This window comes from Nostoc sp. DedQUE09, from assembly GCF_034530915.1.
Lineage (GTDB): Bacteria > Cyanobacteriota > Cyanobacteriia > Cyanobacteriales > Nostocaceae > Nostoc.
The window spans coordinates 15,910-31,722 of sequence record NZ_JAVRCE010000009.1 but is presented as its reverse complement, the minus strand read 5'-3'; the positions used below and the strand labels follow the sequence as shown (position 1 = coordinate 31,722).

Genomic DNA, 15,813 nt, shown 5'->3' with positions numbered 1-15,813 from the left:
AAACGAGCGCAGGTTTGAAAAGACTCGCTCCTCCAGTTAAGCCAATTGAACTGCTCCAACATACGGGTGAAGTGGTTTGTACCGTGCAATATCTCAACAGCACACTTCAGGATGTATTCGACTTTCAGCTACCCCAAGCCGCCCAAACCCTATTGGCTCTGCAATGGCCTGATTTTCTGCTGCCTCCGAATCAACTCTCGTTTTATGCCTGGGTCGCTTTGTTCAAGGGCTATCAAGTCGGTGCATTTTACCCAACCCAGCATTTTGAGCATGTAATCAATTCTTTAGTCAAAGTGATTGAATCAAATAGAGGGCAGGTATTGCTCAACCATAAAGTTACGAATTTTAGACTCACAGACCGCACATCACCGGAGTTGAGGCGATGGATCTAATTCCAAAGAGATTAGCTGGTTATCTTTTTCTTCCACCACATTAATAATGCCATTAACTAAAAGGCGATGGCTCCCACCCACTGATGTCGGTAAACTACTTTGTCACCTTCAAAATTCTTGCCTTCGTCATCAACTTTGCGGTACAGATGACGACCAATGATAATGTATTCATTATCGACATTTTCTCCAAGCTCGTACTCAAGAAAGAAACGACAGGGGCAATATTCTAGGAAAGCCTTTTATGAATAAATTAGACAAGACAACACAAATTATATCTCCCTGGTGGCGTTGGCCTGTTGAAGCTCTATTCCCAGATAAAAAATTTGATGGGCAATTCCAAAACCCAGGTAGCGAAGAGGTTTTTGATTTTGACTCGGTTATATCATCTGTTGATCCCATCACTATGATTGCATCTGATATTGCCTATTATCCAGAAAACGATAAGCGCGAACTTTTTACAATATTTGTCTCTGGGCTGGGACAAAATAAGTCTGAGTCTTCAAAAAGGAGCCGTAGGTATGCTAGTACTCTTTTAACTGGTATCGCTAATATGAACAACTCTTCTTTTCTGAAGCAACGTCCAATTATTGCTTTCATTAACCGATACCTCGACTGGATAAATGCAGTTATTGACTATCTCAATTTATCTGGTAGTCCAGTTATTAAAAATGCAGCAATTTTGATTAATTACGCTGTAAAAAACTCGATACCTCTTAATTTATCGGGTGATAGTCTTGGAACAATTTACTTGGCTAGAGCTATTAAGCTTGCTAAAACAATCTTTATCAGTGGGCATGCTAGGGTGTTTGACTTTAGAGAACGACAAATTCAAGAACAGAAGTGGCAGCAGCACACTAGTCAACTCATCAATGTTTTGACCTTCGGAAATGGCTATCGAAAATGGATACCAGGTCCAAATTATATTATGGTTTTTATTGAAGGCGATATATTACCACAAAAATTTGGAATGACACCCCAAATAGCTATTGAGCAAAAACGAGACGATATAAAATTTTTGGTATTTCAGCGTTTGTTTACTGAAGGCAACTTTGAAGCCCATAATATGATGTTTACAATCGAACTTCTTCGCCAAACTTTTAAAAAAAATAAAATTGAAGTTGGTGATTTTATAGGCTTATATAAGAAACTCAATTCCAACACTTTAGAAATTGCTACAACCGATGAAATATTATGGCCAAGCGATATGAAAAACTACGTATGGAATCCAGACAGTCTCAAATCAATTCTATCTCTCTCATCACATGAATAAAAATATAAACTATTTAGTTATGAGTCTTTCAATATCTTAAACTTCATCAGCTTATGTAACCTGAGTTCGGGATAAGGAAAAGGACAGGTAGTAAGCTGAAAATAACAACAAATCCAGCAACCTGTCCTATGTTTAGTTTAGATGCTTTGTTCTGTCATGTAGATGATTTCTGTAAAGATCAACTCAAAAACATTTCTCAGATTGAACATTCTCGACACCGATAGCGAAGCGGTAGCCGGTACCCCGGCGTCAGCCCCGTTAATTTTTGCGTTAACGTTCTTTGCGGATTAATCGCTTATTGTCATCAACCTAAGAAACCTAGCCTTCAACTGGAGTGGCTTTTACCTCCTTATCTTTAACCCGAACTCAGGTTACTTTAGGCAATACTTTTGTGATGTCGGCAAAATCTGAGATAAGCTCAATGTAGCGTTCAGACATGATTGGGTTATGAAGAATAAAATCTGTTTTGGATGCTCAGGTATCGGAGCTTATATGCCAAAGTTCTTGGTATTTAGCGCCTACGTTGTGATTACTGTTTCGGCTTTCTCGCTGTCTGGCTGTATACGCGAAAAAACAAAAAAAATTGTCGGATTTTCGCAGACGGAGAACATCGGGCCGTGGCGCATTGCCGAAACGAACAGTATTAAGGAAGAGGCCGCCAAGCGTAAGCAAACTTATGATTTTTTGATGACGGATGCCCAGGGACAGACATCGAAGCAATTTGCCGACATTGAGGATCTAATCGCACGACAAGTTGATGTGATATTTCTTGCACCACGTGAGTATGAGGGCCTCACGCCTGCACTCGAAGTAGCGAGAGCGGCAAAAATACCGGTTTTTCTCATCGACCGTGAAGCGGCGGGAAGACCAGGCGAACATTTCGTCAGCTTTCTTGGGTCGGATTTTATCGCCCAAGGCCGCCGCGTTGGCGAATGGCTGGCTAAGGCAAGCAATGGTAAGGCATCCATCGTGGAACTTACCGGAACAGCTGGTTCATCGGTCGCAATTGATCGGGCTAAGGGGTTTCGTAATGCGATCGCCAATTATCCCAACATGAAAATCATCGCCACGCAGACGGCGGATTTTTCACGGGCGGCGGCCCAGCGTGTAATGGAAAACATCATCCAGGCTAAAGGTTCCGACATTACCGCAGTGTATGCTCACAACGACGAAATGGCACTAGGTGCTATCCAGGCTCTCAAATCCGCAGGTATGAAGCCTGGTAAGGATGTGATGGTCGGTTCAATTGATGGTCAGAAAGCCGCGCTTGAGGCAATAATTCGTGGTGAGCTTGGTGTTAGTGTCGAGTCGAACCCGCGTTTTGGCCCACTTGTTTTTGCCACGATGGAAGAGTATTTTGCTGGCAAGAAAATTCCTCCTCGGATTATTCTCAAGGACAGACTCTTCGACGTGACCAACGCCAAGGATTTCGTAGATGAAGCATACTAGTACCACAAGGCAGAAGTTAAAAAGAATCTAGCGTAAGAGTTTTGTTAATTTGGAATGGGTGGTTTATTTACGCCGTGCTGTACTAGGTAATTCTCACCCTAAAATAGAAAAAAGATAACCTAAAATTATCCTGAACTTCCACGATGGACAAAAAACATTACTAAGGAGGTTTAACGCGTCATGGCTGCCACAAAGTCTCTTGCGCTTGCAAGTATGCGGCATCTTGCCAAGCTCATTACCTCCCAAGGCGTGCTGCTCATACTCCTTAGCTTGGCTGTTTTTGCATCCTTTCGTTATGAAACATTCCTGACACCTGTTAATCTGATGAACATCATGCGACAGAACAGTATGCTGGCGATCGTGGCGCTGGGCATGACTGTCGTGATTCTGAGTGGAGGAATCGATCTGTCCGTGGGTTCCCTTGTTGCGCTAGGCGGTGTTGTCGCAGCAATGCTTGCTGGACAAGGAAGCTTTGTAGCGATCGTCGCCGGCATTGCTAGCACCACGTTGCTGGGTGTAGTCAATGGTCTTTTAGTTTCGCGCGCGCGGCTTCAGCCGTTCGTTGTTACCTTATTCACTGCCAGCGCTGCACGTGGGCTGGCGTTGAGCATCACCGAGGAGAGGTCGATCGCCGTACCCTCAGCAGCATCGGGACTTGTTTGGCTGGGTAGGGGGTTCATTGGTTGGGTTCCTGTACCTGTGTTGATAGTTGCACTCTTATATTTTGCAGCTTGGTTTATGCTGCACAGAAGCCGATTAGGTTTGCACATATTCGCTATTGGCAACAATGAGGAAGCCTCCCGACTCATGGGCGTGAACCCAAACCGAGTAAAGCTAGCAGTCTACACATTTAGCGGGTTACTTTCAGGGCTTGCTGGTATTATTCTCGCAGGTCGTCTAGGGGCGGGTCAGCCTGTGGCTGCCTTTGGCTGGGAGACGGATGCGATCGCCGCCACCGTCATGGGAGGAACGTTTCTCGTAGGGGGTCAGGGGAGCGTCTTCCCAACACTAGTCGGTGTACTTTTACTAGGAATGATGTACAACCTTTTAAATCTTGAAGGAACCATTACTCCTTGGTGGCAGCTCGTACTCCGTGGTGGGTTCTTACTTTTGGTCGTGCTTTTTCAGCAGCGTATTGTGTACAGAGGCTAATGTCAGTAGATTGAAAATCTTAACTCGACTCAATCACTGCGAAGATGGCTGCTTCAGACATTTGGAATTAAGAGACAGACGACTCTACCGTTCAAGTCACCGTACATTTGAAGATTATTGCCGCGATCGCTTTGGGCATAGCTGTCAAAAATCGAAAATCCCGAACCACATCATGCGGAAGGGAAAAATTGTTGGAGATTGTGACAAGTTAGTTACTTGGTACAAACCTAAAATCTGCCCTAAAGGATTGAGCCTAGATCAATTTGGGCTGCTACCCCCAACTATAACTGTGTGAGAGTGCTATAAAGTCATGAAAACGCTCTAAATTATATTTTTTGAGCCTATTCGATAGCTATTATTGTGGTTTTTTTGATCGCAAACTGCTGTAAATAAACTATAAAAATTGGGACTGAGAAATAAATCTCAGTCCCGATAAAAAAGCGGGCTAACCGCTACTTATATGGTTAACCCGTGCAGCTTTGGGAACGCGCAGAGAAATTGTTATTGCAATACCAACTTCACATTGGCGTTTTGCAGACCGCGCTGTTTAACTTCAGCCAAAGTTTTGTTAACGGCATACTTTTGGTTGATTGAGTTGATCAACTCGGTTTGGTTGTGCTTCTTAGCAACGCCCCACAAGTCAGCGATTAGGTCAAAAGAACCATCGCCATTGCGAGACCAGCCGAGGTCATATTCGCCTTCCAACACGGCAACGATGTCAGAACGGACACGCTGACCGTTATAACCACGGACATCAGCTTCAGTCTTTACGCTGATACCGAGGTCGCGCAAGGAAGCCTTGAGGATTTCGGCATCGGTGATTTTGGTACGCAGGGTGCTAAAGTGAGACATTTGGGTTTCCTCCAATGAGAAGATTGAGAAAAACGACAACGGTTTGTTTTGGGCGAAGCCGCGCTTAACAGGATGCGGCTTTTCTTATAACTGCTAGCATTTTCAGCTAGCCTTTCCCCCTGGGATGGCAGAGGAAAGCTTTTAGAACTCCATTCGCTGATATTCAGCTACGGAGGATGCTGCGGGGCGGGCGCGCTGTCTGGCCCAATCTCTCAGAGCCGTTACTTGTTCTTGCATCGTTCGAGACAGCGGCAGTGTTGCCTTCAGTGCAGCAATAATATCTAGTTGGGTGAACTCCCGATCTTGGGCAAAAGCTTCATACATTGCCGCAACGATCGCTTGCTCTATTTCTGCCCCAGAAAAGCCATCAGACATCTTAGCTAGTTGCTCAAGATCGAATCGAGAGATGTCTTCACGGCGTTTGGTCAGATGAATATTGAAAATCTGCTGCCGTTCTTCCGGTGTTGGCAGATCGACAAAGAAAATTTCATCAAAGCGTCCTTTCCTCAAGAATTCGCCAGGTAAGCGTTCTACTCTATTGGCGGTTGCCATCACGAACACTGGTGATTTCTTATCTTGCATCCATGTGAGGAAAGAGCCGAAGATTCTACTTGAAGTCCCCCCATCAGAATCAGAAGAACCTCCACTACCAGCAAAGGATTTATCTAATTCATCGATAAACAAAATCGCTGGGGAAATAGATTCTGCTGTTTTCAGGGCGTTGCGCAGATTTGCTTCACTTCGTCCCACCATTGAGCCGTCGTAAACTCGCCCCATATCCAACCGTAACAGTGGTAAACCCCACAGCCGGGAAGTAGTTTTAGCGATTAATGACTTACCGCAACCAGGAACTCCTAAAATTAGCATCCCCTTTGGTTGAGGCAAACCATACTCTCTCGCTCTTTCTGTAAAAGCGTTAGAGCGCTGCTTGAGCCATCTTTTTAACTCTTCTAAGCCACCTACAGCATCAATAGTTTCATCTTCTTCAATGTATTCTAAGATGCCATTGCGCCGAATTAGTTGCTTTTTCTCAGATAAAACGATATCTACTTCATCTTCCGTCAAACGCCCTGTAGTTACCTGTGCCTTACGGTAGACTTTTTCAGCTTCATCTTTAGTTAGACCTAAAGCGGCTCTGAGAAGTTTTTCTCTGGCTTCTGTTGTCAGTCGGCGACCACGATTTTGGTCTATATGGTGAGTTAAGACTTTGTTCAACTCAGCCATATCTGGCAATGTAAAGTCGAGAACGACAACTTCTTTTTCCAGTTCTATAGGTACTTGTTGCATTGGAGACATCAATACGATGTTCTTCTGCATACCTTTGAAACTAGCGATCGCATCACGTAGCGATCTGTTAGTCGCAGGCGCATCTATAAAGGGGTGTAAATCTTTAAGAATAAATATACTTGGTTCTTTCTGCCGAATTATCCACTCAATCGCTGCCTCTGGAGACACCGTATTGTGTTGGGTAACATTCCGGGGCTGACCGTACTCTACAATCCCGTGTGTTACTGTCCAAACAAATACTCGGCGCTGGGGCTTTAACTCTGACTGGGCGATTGCGGAAATTGCTTGCTCAGCCCGCTCTTCCTCGGAGGTCACAAGGTAGATTAAAGGGTATTGAGCTTGAATTAGGATCTTGAGCTCTTGGTTCATACTTCGACCTACTTGAGACCTTATAGAGACAGTAGAGACATTGCTTCTGGTAAAGACAACCGAATCATTAATATCTATCTAGCAAGGAACTAACTCTTCCTCACCCTTGGGATTGGTTTGATCTTCATCAATCTCATCGAGAGAAAGATGCTCTTGACCAACTACTCCTGGTTGATTGCCTAAAGTAACCAGTTCCCCATCACGTAAGACTAGTGAGCTATCACAGGTTGGGCATGAATAAACTCTATGAGTCCGCCCGTAAGAAGAATCTTCTAACTCGTCAACCAATTCTTGATTGGATAGGTAAAAACCAAGGGCACGTTCGGCAAGTTCTGACATTGGCTCGGAATCAACTGCTGAACGAATCTTCAGTTTTCTGTGCAACTCTGGCGATAAATACAAAGTGACCTTTTGCTTAGTTTGCGTTTGCATATAACTCTTTAACGGTCTTACCCGGGTATGTATATCAAATTATCGGTTCTTTTCTTGGTTGTCAAGACAGCAAAACGTTTTAACGCCATTTTTGTTACATTTATTTACATTTATGGCTAAAATACTATTTTCTTGAGCGCAAAATAGCTCAATAAAAATCTGTCAGAATTAATCAGGACTTACGCACTCAAAACCTGAAACCTTGATGCGAATTAGCGATCGCTAATTAACGATGAACCAATGATTGTCTGACTTAGCTTCTTTTTGAAGCGTCAGCGGATTAAAGTTGAGCACCTTTACATCATTGGTTGTAAACAACTAATATCCACAGGAGATTCCAGTGAATGACACTAACATAGTAAATAGAGACACAGAATCGATTACAACACCACTGACAATAAATAGAGTAATTACTAATTAGTGTTATAAAGGACTTGCTTCGAGCTTCCTCTACTGTGAACTCAAAAGAGAATGGTAAATATCCTGAATATTATTGAATTTTGCATAAGCGCTCTTTCGGTGCATTTCCCGATTTGGGAATAACTCGTAAATTGTCGAAGGTATTGATCTGAGTTTCTGGTATTTCTATAGAATCAGTAACTTTGGCAAAATGTGTGATGTAAATGGCTACTGCTAATAAAATCTGTAGTTTGGGGCGAAGAATTTATCGGTTTGCCGCCAGCGTTAGCGGAGTCATTGCCCTGTTAATCATGCTGGGGGGTTGTACTACAAATGATTTTAATGGCGGAGCGATCGCCTGGAAAACTTATAGCAACTCCCGTTATGGGTTTGAATTTCCATATCCGAGTAATTGGATTTCGTTAGCAGCATCAGAAAATGGTGATGGAATTGCGTTGATTTCACCACAGGATAACTCAGTGGAAATTCGCGGGTGGGCAAGTCATCAGCTGCCAAACGATCCAGAGTCCATGAAAAAGATAAAATCCAACTTTCAGACCGCTCAAGGAGTATCTGGGGTACTACTTGTAGAAGTCGATCAAGGAGTAAGTTCTATGACATTGACGCTAACTCAGAGTCAAGTGAAATACCATTTACAGGGACGGAGTAAGAGGCAAGATTTTCAAAATTACTATCGTTTGTTTTATTACATTGCCCAGCAGTATCGGATTTCAAAGTTTTAATGGAGCGTTGGGCATTGGATACAAGAGGCAGAGGTGCACAGAGGCAGAAGAGCAGAGGGGAAAAACTTACTGCAACTTTTTCTCGGTTACAGAGCGCAGCCTCTTGTAGAGAAGTGCTGCTCCCCTGCTCTTTTGCCCTCATCTCCCGACTTCCCACTCTCCCCAAAATCCACATCTCTCCCAGAATGATGATTGAGAGGGTACAGAAACCTGATAGATTTAGCTATCAGCGAGTAAAAACTGGTGAAGATGAAAGTCCTGGTTATTGGTGGTGATGGATATTGCGGTTGGGCAACTGCTCTTTACCTTTCCAATCGAGGTTATGAAGTTGGAATTTTAGATAGTTTGGTGCGGCGGCACTGGGATAATGAACTTGGTGTCGAAACTCTCACTCCGATCGCACTAATTCAACAACGTCTCCAGCGCTGGCAAGATTTGACGGGTAAATCGATCGACTTGTTCATCGGCGATATTACAAATTACGAGTTTCTCCATAAAACATTACAGCAATTTCAGCCAAATGCTCTGGTGCATTTTGGTGAACAGCGTTCGGCCCCATTTTCCATGATTGACCGAGAACATGCAGTTGTTACCCAGGTCAATAATGTAGTTGGGACGTTGAACTTGCTGTACGCCATGCGGGAAGATTTCCCCGACTGTCATTTGGTGAAGCTGGGGACGATGGGTGAATACGGTACACCCAACATTGACATCGAAGAAGGGTATATCACCATTGAACACAATGGACGCAAGGATACCCTACCTTATCCCAAGCAGCCCGGTTCGATGTACCACTTAAGCAAAGTTCATGATAGTCATAACATCCACTTTGCTTGCCGGATTTGGGGATTGCGGGCAACTGATTTAAATCAAGGTGTAGTTTATGGCGTCTTAACCGAAGAAACGGGGATGGACGAACTACTGATTAATCGGCTGGATTACGATGGTGTGTTTGGTACTGCACTAAACCGCTTTTGTATTCAAGCAGCGATTGGACATCCGTTAACTGTCTACGGTAAAGGTGGACAAACTCGCGGATTTTTGGATATTCGGGATACAGTCAGATGTGTGGAATTAGCGATCGCTAACCCTGCCGAGGCTGGTGAATTCCGCGTATTTAACCAATTTACTGAACAATTCAGCGTCGGCGACTTGGCATTGATGGTGAAAAAAGCTGGTAACGCTATGGGATTGAAGGTAGAAATCAATCATTTAGATAATCCCAGAGTTGAAAAAGAAGAACATTATTTCAACGCTAAAAACACCAAATTGCTCGATTTAGGTTTACAGCCCCATTTGCTCTCTGATTCTTTACTCGATTCTCTGTTAAACTTTGCCATCAAGTATCAGACACGAGTAGATCACAAACAAATTCTGCCTAAAGTCTCTTGGCACAGAAATTAAAATAAACCCCAGTAAATCGTGGGTATAAAAATGGTCGTCGTATTTTAGCACAATATGACGACCAACTATTTATTATTTATCAGGTGTATCTTCCAGCTACTACCAAATTTACTGTTTACTGTTTACTACAGTTATTTTGATTGTGCAGAATTGATTACAGGACGCGAGACAGTTTACTCTGTGTTTAATAGCAAAATGCACTCTTAAGCTGAGATTATCTGCCTGGACTGAATAGTTTTTTATGAGAATTGCCCTATTTACCGAAACCTTTTTACCCAAGGTTGACGGCATTGTAACGCGTCTGCGCCATACTGTTGACCATCTACAGCGCAGTGGTAATCAAGTGCTGGTAATTGCCCCTGATGGAGGCATCACAGAACACAAAGGCGCTAAAGTTTACGGCGTTACTGGCTTTCCTCTGCCATTGTATCCAGAATTGAAAATGGCACTTCCCCGCCCAGCCATTGGGTACGCTTTGGAAGAGTTTAAGCCAGATATTATTCATGTCGTAAATCCAGCAGTTTTAGGTTTATCTGGCATATTTTATAGCAAAATCCTCAAAATCCCCTTGGTGGCCTCTTATCATACCCATTTACCCCAATATCTCCAGCATTACGGCTTGGGGATGCTGGAAGGTTTTCTTTGGGAACTGCTCAAAGGCGCTCATAATCAAGCTGCTTTGAATCTGTGTACCTCCACAGCAATGATAGAGGAACTGACAGCACACGGTATTGAACGTGTAGATTTATGGCAGCGTGGGGTGGATACAGAATTATTTCACCCCGATTTAGCTAGTGTAGAGATGCGATCGCGCCTATCACAAAATCATCCAGAAAGTCCATTGTTACTTTACGTGGGGCGGCTTTCCGCTGAAAAAGAAATTGAGCGCATCAAACCAATTTTAGAAGCAATTCCCGAAGCGCGGTTAGCATTGGTTGGAGACGGGCCGCACCGTCAAGCATTGCAAAAACACTTTGCTGGCACAAATACTTATTTTGTTGGCTATCTTATGGGGCAAGAGTTAGGTTCTGCCTTTGCGAGTGCTGATGCCTTTATCTTTCCTTCTCGTACAGAAACACTAGGTTTAGTATTACTAGAAGCGATGGCTGCTGGCTGTCCCGTTGTAGCAGCCCGTTCCGGGGGAATTCCCGATATTGTAACAGATGGGGTAAATGGATATCTTTTTGAGCCAACAGCAGATGTTCAAGGAGCGTTAGCTGCTACTATTCGACTCTTAGAACAAAAACAACAACGAGATATCATCCGTCAAAATGCCCGCCAAGAAGCAGAAAGCTGGGGTTGGGCAGCCGCCACCAGGCAGTTACAAGATTACTATCAAAAGGTGATATTTTCTGAACAGTTGGCAAAATAAGAGGTAAGGAGTGGGGAAGTCAGGGATTAGGGAGAGCAGGGGAGGTAGAGGGGAAGAATTAATAACCATACCCAATGCCCAATGCTCAAAATTTAAAATCTAAAATCTAAAATTCCCATGACCGAAACAAACTCATGATACAAGCCCCTTTATTTATGGGGATTATTAATTTTGAATTTTGAATTCGGAGCGAAGCAACGTGACACTCCCCAACTCTGGCAGCGTCTTGGCTACATTAACTGAATTGACTCAAGTTAATCGTGCTCACGCCTTACTGCGTCGCGTCAAAGACTTATCTGTTAATGAATTTGTTTGCTTACTCGACTTTATAACTGCTGAGTTCCAGCAATTTCTGAGAGCTATTGAACTAATCAATAATGAGGCTCTAGAAACTATGTTGGAGAAAGTATTAGAAGCTATCACACTCAAAATTGGTCAAATTCTCCAAGCAGAACATACAGCCATTTTTTTAGTTGACTATGACAAAGGTCAATTGTGGTCAAAAGTTCCTCAAGATAATACCCAAAAATTCTTAGAAATTCGTACTCCCATTACAGTGGGTATCCCTGGCCATGTTGCTAGTACAGGTCAATATCTCAATATATCTGAAACTTATACTCATCCCCTATTTAGCCCAGAACTTGAAAAACAAATGGGCTACAAAATCCGTAATATTTTATGTATGCCCGTTATCAGTAGTAAAAATCAGACTGTAGCGGTAGTGCAACTAGCTAATAAAACCGGGAATGTTCCGTTTAATCATGATGATGAAGAACGTTTTCGAGACTTTGCTGCTTCAATTGGTATTATTCTGGAAAGCTGCCAATCTTTTTATGTAGCGGCTCGTAATCAAAGAGGCGCAACGGCTTTGTTGCGGGCAACTCAAACACTGGGGCAAAGTTTAGATTTAGAAGCAACTTTGCAGATAGTCATGGAACAAGCTCGAATTTTAATGCAAGCAGACCGCAGCACACTGTTTTTATATCGTAAAGAACTGAACGAACTCTGGACGAAAGTTGCAGTGGCAGCAGATGGCACAAACTTGATAGAAATTCGCATTCCCGCTAATCGTGGCATTGCTGGATATGTAGCTTCTACTGGTGAAGCCTTAAATATTTCCGATGCTTATAAAGACCCCCGCTTTGACCCGACTACAGATAAAAAAACTGGTTATATAACTCGCAATATCTTGTGTTTACCAGTATTTAATTCTGCAAATGAATTGATTGGCGTTACACAATTAATTAATAAGCAGCAAAGCAGTTTTACTGCTTCTGATGAAGAGTTTATGCGAGCTTTTAATAATCAGGCAGGAATTGCCTTAGAAAATGCTCGACTGTTTGAAAATGTGCTATTAGAAAAACAGTATCAAAAAGACATTTTACAAAGTCTGTCAGATGCTGTGATTTCTACAGATATGGCAGGACAGATTGTCACGATTAATGATGCAGCCCTAGAGTTGCTGGGTTGTCCGATAGGAGACGCTAATAGTAAAAACAACAAACTTTTGTGGGAACAAAATTTGATTGGTCGCCTAGTTTGGGAAGTTGTGCCAATTGAAAATCTCCAAATGCGACTAGAAGATAGTCTCAAAACTGGAGCTAAACATTATGTGCCTGAGCAAAGTTTGATACTGGGAATTTATCAAGTGCTGAGTGCTGTTAGCGATAGCGGGGCGTTTAGCCCGTGCCGATTACTGACTGAAACTCAGCACTCACCACTCAACACTCAGCACTCAATACTAGCACTGCGCGATCGCACTAACCCCGATATTTTTATTCCCTGGAATCAACCTCTGACTCCCCAATCTGAGTTTCTCACTTCTAATGAGGTACAAACATTAGAGCGCAATATAAATCTTACTGTTAATCCCCTGACTAACCCAGAAGGCGGTGTCCGCGGTGGTTTGGTGGTCTTAGAAGACATTACTCAGGAAAAACGGATGAAAACTACCATGTCCCGCTACCTGACGCCCCATGTCGCTGAACAAGTCATGGCACTAGGGGAAGATGCTTTAATGGTAGGCGAACGGAAGGAAGTAACTATCTTGTTTTCTGATATCCGGGGCTATACAACACTTACGGAAAATCTTGGCGCAGCTGAGGTGGTATTGCTGCTCAATCAATATTTTGAAACGATGGTGGAGGCGGTTTTTAACCACGAAGGCACTCTCGATAAATTTATTGGTGATGCCTTAATGGCGGTATTTGGTGCGCCGCTACCATTGACAGAAAATCATGCTTGGAGGGCTGTGCAGTCAGCGTTAGATATGAGACGCCGCTTAGAGGAATTTAACCAACGGCGAATTATCCAGGCGCAGCCGCAAATTCGTATTGGCATTGGAATTAGTTCTGGGGATGTGGTTTCGGGTAATATTGGTTCCCGTAAACGGATGGATTACACCGTCATTGGAGATGGTGTAAATTTAAGTTCGCGCTTGGAAGCAGTAACTAAAGATTACGGTTGTGATATTATTTTAAGTGAATTTACTTACCAATTGTGCAACGATCGCATTTGGGTGCGCCAGTTAGATAAAATCCGAGTCAAAGGGAAACACCAGGCAGTTAATATCTACGAGTTAATTGGCGATCGCAACACTCCCCTAGATGCCAACACTCAAGAGTTTTTATTTCATTATCATACTGGACGCGATGCTTATTTATCGCGCAACTTCTCACAAGCGATCGCTTCTTTCGAGTCCGCCAAATCTATCCAACCCCAAGACCAAGCTGTTGATATCCACCTAGAGCGTGCGCGTAATTACCAACAAACGCCGCCTCCAGAGTCCTGGGATGGTATTTGGACAATGCTTACTAAATAGTCATTGGTCACTTGTACTGAGTTTCGACTGCGCTCAACTACCGCGTAGTCGTTGGCGTGGTCACTGAGCGTAGTCGAAGTGCAGCCTCTCGTAGAGAAGTATTGGTCATTTGTCAGTTCTCAATGCCCCGTACCCCATTCCCCATTTAATCTTTAGTCTCTTCTTGGTCATCTTGAAACGGATTTTCGCCAATTCCTAGCTCTTTTTTTGAGCGTTTCAACTGTTTCCACAGTTCCTTTATTTGTTCGTAAGCTGTATCTGGAGGCACTTTTCCCCCTGTTTCTAAGTTGCAAATGTAACTTACTCGTTGAGCAAATTCCTGTAAATTAGCATTAAAAACCAAGTTTTCTGGCTTCACCTGACCGTAGTAGCGACCACGAGGGAACAGAAAATCATCCTTGTCCACTATTTTTTTCTCCATTTATTCAATTCACCTTGTGTTCCGGTTTATGAAGCTGAATCACTAGCTAACCTAATCTTCTTTTGTCAAATTGGGGTAAATCAGATCATCCAACTCCTTTTCCAATTGGTGATGCAGAAATTGGTTGATTCAGATTTTGATACTAGAGGATAAAGCTTAAAATACTTTGTGTTGTAAATATTACAAAAAAACTTTCTGCTAAGTAACTAGAGAAAATATTTGATTTTCCTCCCGGTTGTCAATTTATCTCATCTTAATTTATGAAGTTCAAATTGTAATTAGCTTTAGTCAAAACCTTGAGGTACAAATTATTATCACATATCAGTATGTACTAGCAGCTTTATTTTTTTAAAAAAAATACAATTTTGATCGTAAAACTACTTAGGCAAACATACTATATACAAAAGCTAATTGTCCTCTATTAAAAGTTAGAGATTTAATTCCAAATCTTTGGCAACTGGCTATTAAGCAGCGATCAAGCAGAGAAAATTGGTCTGGGTATTAGTTATTACTTATTTAACCCTGCCCCTGTTTCGTCTTAAATAGTCACCAATGGCTAATAGTTAATAACTAAAGATAAAATGGTGAAGCCTCAAAGGACGACTTTATGTCCATCGCCTAAAACATTACCTGCCACCATGTCTGTTAATTCCAAATTATACGAAGGCAAAGCAAAAATTCTTTATACAACGGACGATCCAGAAGTCTTGTTGGCTGATTTTAAGGACGATGCCACGGCGTTTAACGCCCAAAAGCGTGGCAACATCGAAGGGAAAGGAAAAATTAATTGTAGCATTTCCAGCCAGCTTTTTAAACAGTTGGAGGCTTATGGTATAAAGACTCACTTTATCGACAGCCCTGCCCCGAATCAAATGCGGGTGAGGGCAGTAAAGATTTTACCCTTAGAAGTAGTGATCAGAAATATTGCTGCTGGCAGTCTGTGTCAGCAAACAGGTTTACCAGTGGGTACAATTCTGAAACAGCCTTTGGTTGAGTTCTATTATAAAAACGATCAGTTAGGAGATCCTTTGTTGACACGCGATCGCCTGTACCTGCTAGAACTAGCGACTGCGGAACAAGTAGACGCAATTACACATCTTGCATTGCAAATCAATGAATTTCTGAATAACTTTTGGCAGCGATGTGGCATTACCCTAGTAGACTTCAAACTAGAGTTTGGTTTGGATTCACAACAGCATTTGCTCTTGGCAGATGAAATTAGCCCCGACACCTGTCGTTTATGGGATACCACAGAAAAGGACTCAAATCGTCGAGTAATGGACAAAGATCGCTTTCGCCGAGACTTAGGAAATGTAGAGGATGCTTACCAGGAGGTTTTACAAAGAGTGCTAAAAGCAGTAGAAACTACAAGTTAACCAGGTAAAAACCAAAAGGTGAGAAGGAATTATATTTAACTTTTGCCTTTTGCCTTTTGCCTTGTAAAGTAAAA

General features: G+C 42.8%; 13 protein-coding genes and 1 pseudogene. 10 read left to right on the top strand and 4 right to left on the bottom strand.

The window, feature by feature from the left end:
• Positions 1-14: 14 nt before the first annotated feature.
• The 5 genes and pseudogenes from RMY27_RS08160 (at position 15) to RMY27_RS08140 (ending at position 4,263) form a co-directional block, all read left to right on the top strand.
• A complete protein-coding gene (locus tag RMY27_RS08160; RefSeq protein WP_322662074.1) occupies positions 15-392 on the top strand; it encodes a hypothetical protein in 378 nt (125 codons plus the stop codon).
• 241 nt (positions 393-633) lie between these two features.
• Positions 634-1,662: a hypothetical protein gene (locus tag RMY27_RS08155; RefSeq protein ID WP_322662073.1), complete on the top strand. Its 1,029-nt coding sequence runs from the start codon at positions 634-636 to the stop codon at positions 1,660-1,662.
• Between the two features lie 176 nt (positions 1,663-1,838).
• Positions 1,839-2,021, top strand: a pseudogene (locus RMY27_RS08150) (hypothetical protein); the annotation flags it as partial.
• Positions 2,022-2,109: 88 nt separating this feature from the next.
• Positions 2,110-3,111: an ABC transporter substrate-binding protein gene (locus RMY27_RS08145; protein WP_322662072.1), complete on the top strand. Its 1,002-nt coding sequence runs from the start codon at positions 2,110-2,112 to the stop codon at positions 3,109-3,111.
• A gap of 333 nt (positions 3,112-3,444) precedes the next feature.
• Entirely contained in the window at positions 3,445-4,263 is an 819-nt protein-coding gene (locus RMY27_RS08140; RefSeq protein ID WP_322662070.1) for an ABC transporter permease, read from the top strand.
• 501 nt (positions 4,264-4,764) lie between these two features.
• On the opposite strand, the gene RMY27_RS08135 is transcribed toward RMY27_RS08140, so the two are convergent.
• The 3 genes from RMY27_RS08135 to RMY27_RS08125 all read right to left on the bottom strand — a co-directional run bounded on the left by RMY27_RS08135 (position 4,765) and on the right by RMY27_RS08125 (position 7,203).
• On the bottom strand, positions 4,765-5,115 hold the full coding sequence (locus RMY27_RS08135; protein ID WP_094350625.1) for a DUF1257 domain-containing protein: 351 nt from the start codon (positions 5,113-5,115) through the stop codon (positions 4,765-4,767).
• A 141-nt stretch (positions 5,116-5,256) separates the two neighbouring features.
• The gene (locus RMY27_RS08130) at positions 5,257-6,771 is read right to left on the bottom strand and encodes an AAA family ATPase (protein ID WP_322662068.1); all 1,515 of its coding nucleotides are present in this window, start codon (positions 6,769-6,771) and stop codon (positions 5,257-5,259) included.
• 78 nt (positions 6,772-6,849) lie between these two features.
• Positions 6,850-7,203, bottom strand: a complete 354-nt coding sequence (locus tag RMY27_RS08125; RefSeq protein ID WP_322662066.1) for a hypothetical protein — start codon at positions 7,201-7,203, stop codon at positions 6,850-6,852.
• Positions 7,204-7,826: 623 nt separating this feature from the next.
• Here RMY27_RS08125 and RMY27_RS08120 point away from each other — a divergent pair.
• The 4 genes from RMY27_RS08120 (at position 7,827) to RMY27_RS08105 (ending at position 13,942) form a co-directional block, all read left to right on the top strand.
• Positions 7,827-8,345, top strand: coding sequence for a hypothetical protein (locus tag RMY27_RS08120; protein WP_322662064.1), 519 nt, complete (start codon positions 7,827-7,829; stop codon positions 8,343-8,345).
• Positions 8,346-8,594: 249 nt separating this feature from the next.
• Positions 8,595-9,749 (top strand): NAD-dependent epimerase/dehydratase family protein, encoded by a 1,155-nt coding sequence (locus tag RMY27_RS08115; protein WP_322662261.1) that lies wholly within the window; start codon positions 8,595-8,597, stop codon positions 9,747-9,749.
• A gap of 241 nt (positions 9,750-9,990) precedes the next feature.
• Positions 9,991-11,121: a glycosyltransferase family 1 protein gene (locus tag RMY27_RS08110; RefSeq protein WP_322662062.1), complete on the top strand. Its 1,131-nt coding sequence runs from the start codon at positions 9,991-9,993 to the stop codon at positions 11,119-11,121.
• Between the two features lie 199 nt (positions 11,122-11,320).
• Positions 11,321-13,942 carry a GAF domain-containing protein gene (locus RMY27_RS08105; RefSeq protein ID WP_322662061.1) on the top strand — a complete coding sequence of 874 codons (2,622 nt, stop codon included), beginning with the start codon at positions 11,321-11,323 and terminating at the stop codon, positions 13,940-13,942.
• 145 nt (positions 13,943-14,087) lie between these two features.
• Here the strand turns inward: RMY27_RS08105 and RMY27_RS08100 are convergent, their stop codons facing one another.
• Positions 14,088-14,363 carry a hypothetical protein gene (locus RMY27_RS08100; protein WP_322662060.1) on the bottom strand — a complete coding sequence of 92 codons (276 nt, stop codon included), beginning with the start codon at positions 14,361-14,363 and terminating at the stop codon, positions 14,088-14,090.
• A 638-nt stretch (positions 14,364-15,001) separates the two neighbouring features.
• Between RMY27_RS08100 and purC the strand changes: the two genes are divergently transcribed.
• Positions 15,002-15,739, top strand: coding sequence for a phosphoribosylaminoimidazolesuccinocarboxamide synthase (gene purC, locus RMY27_RS08095; RefSeq protein WP_322662259.1), 738 nt, complete (start codon positions 15,002-15,004; stop codon positions 15,737-15,739).
• The last annotated feature ends 74 nt before the right edge of the window (positions 15,740-15,813 follow it).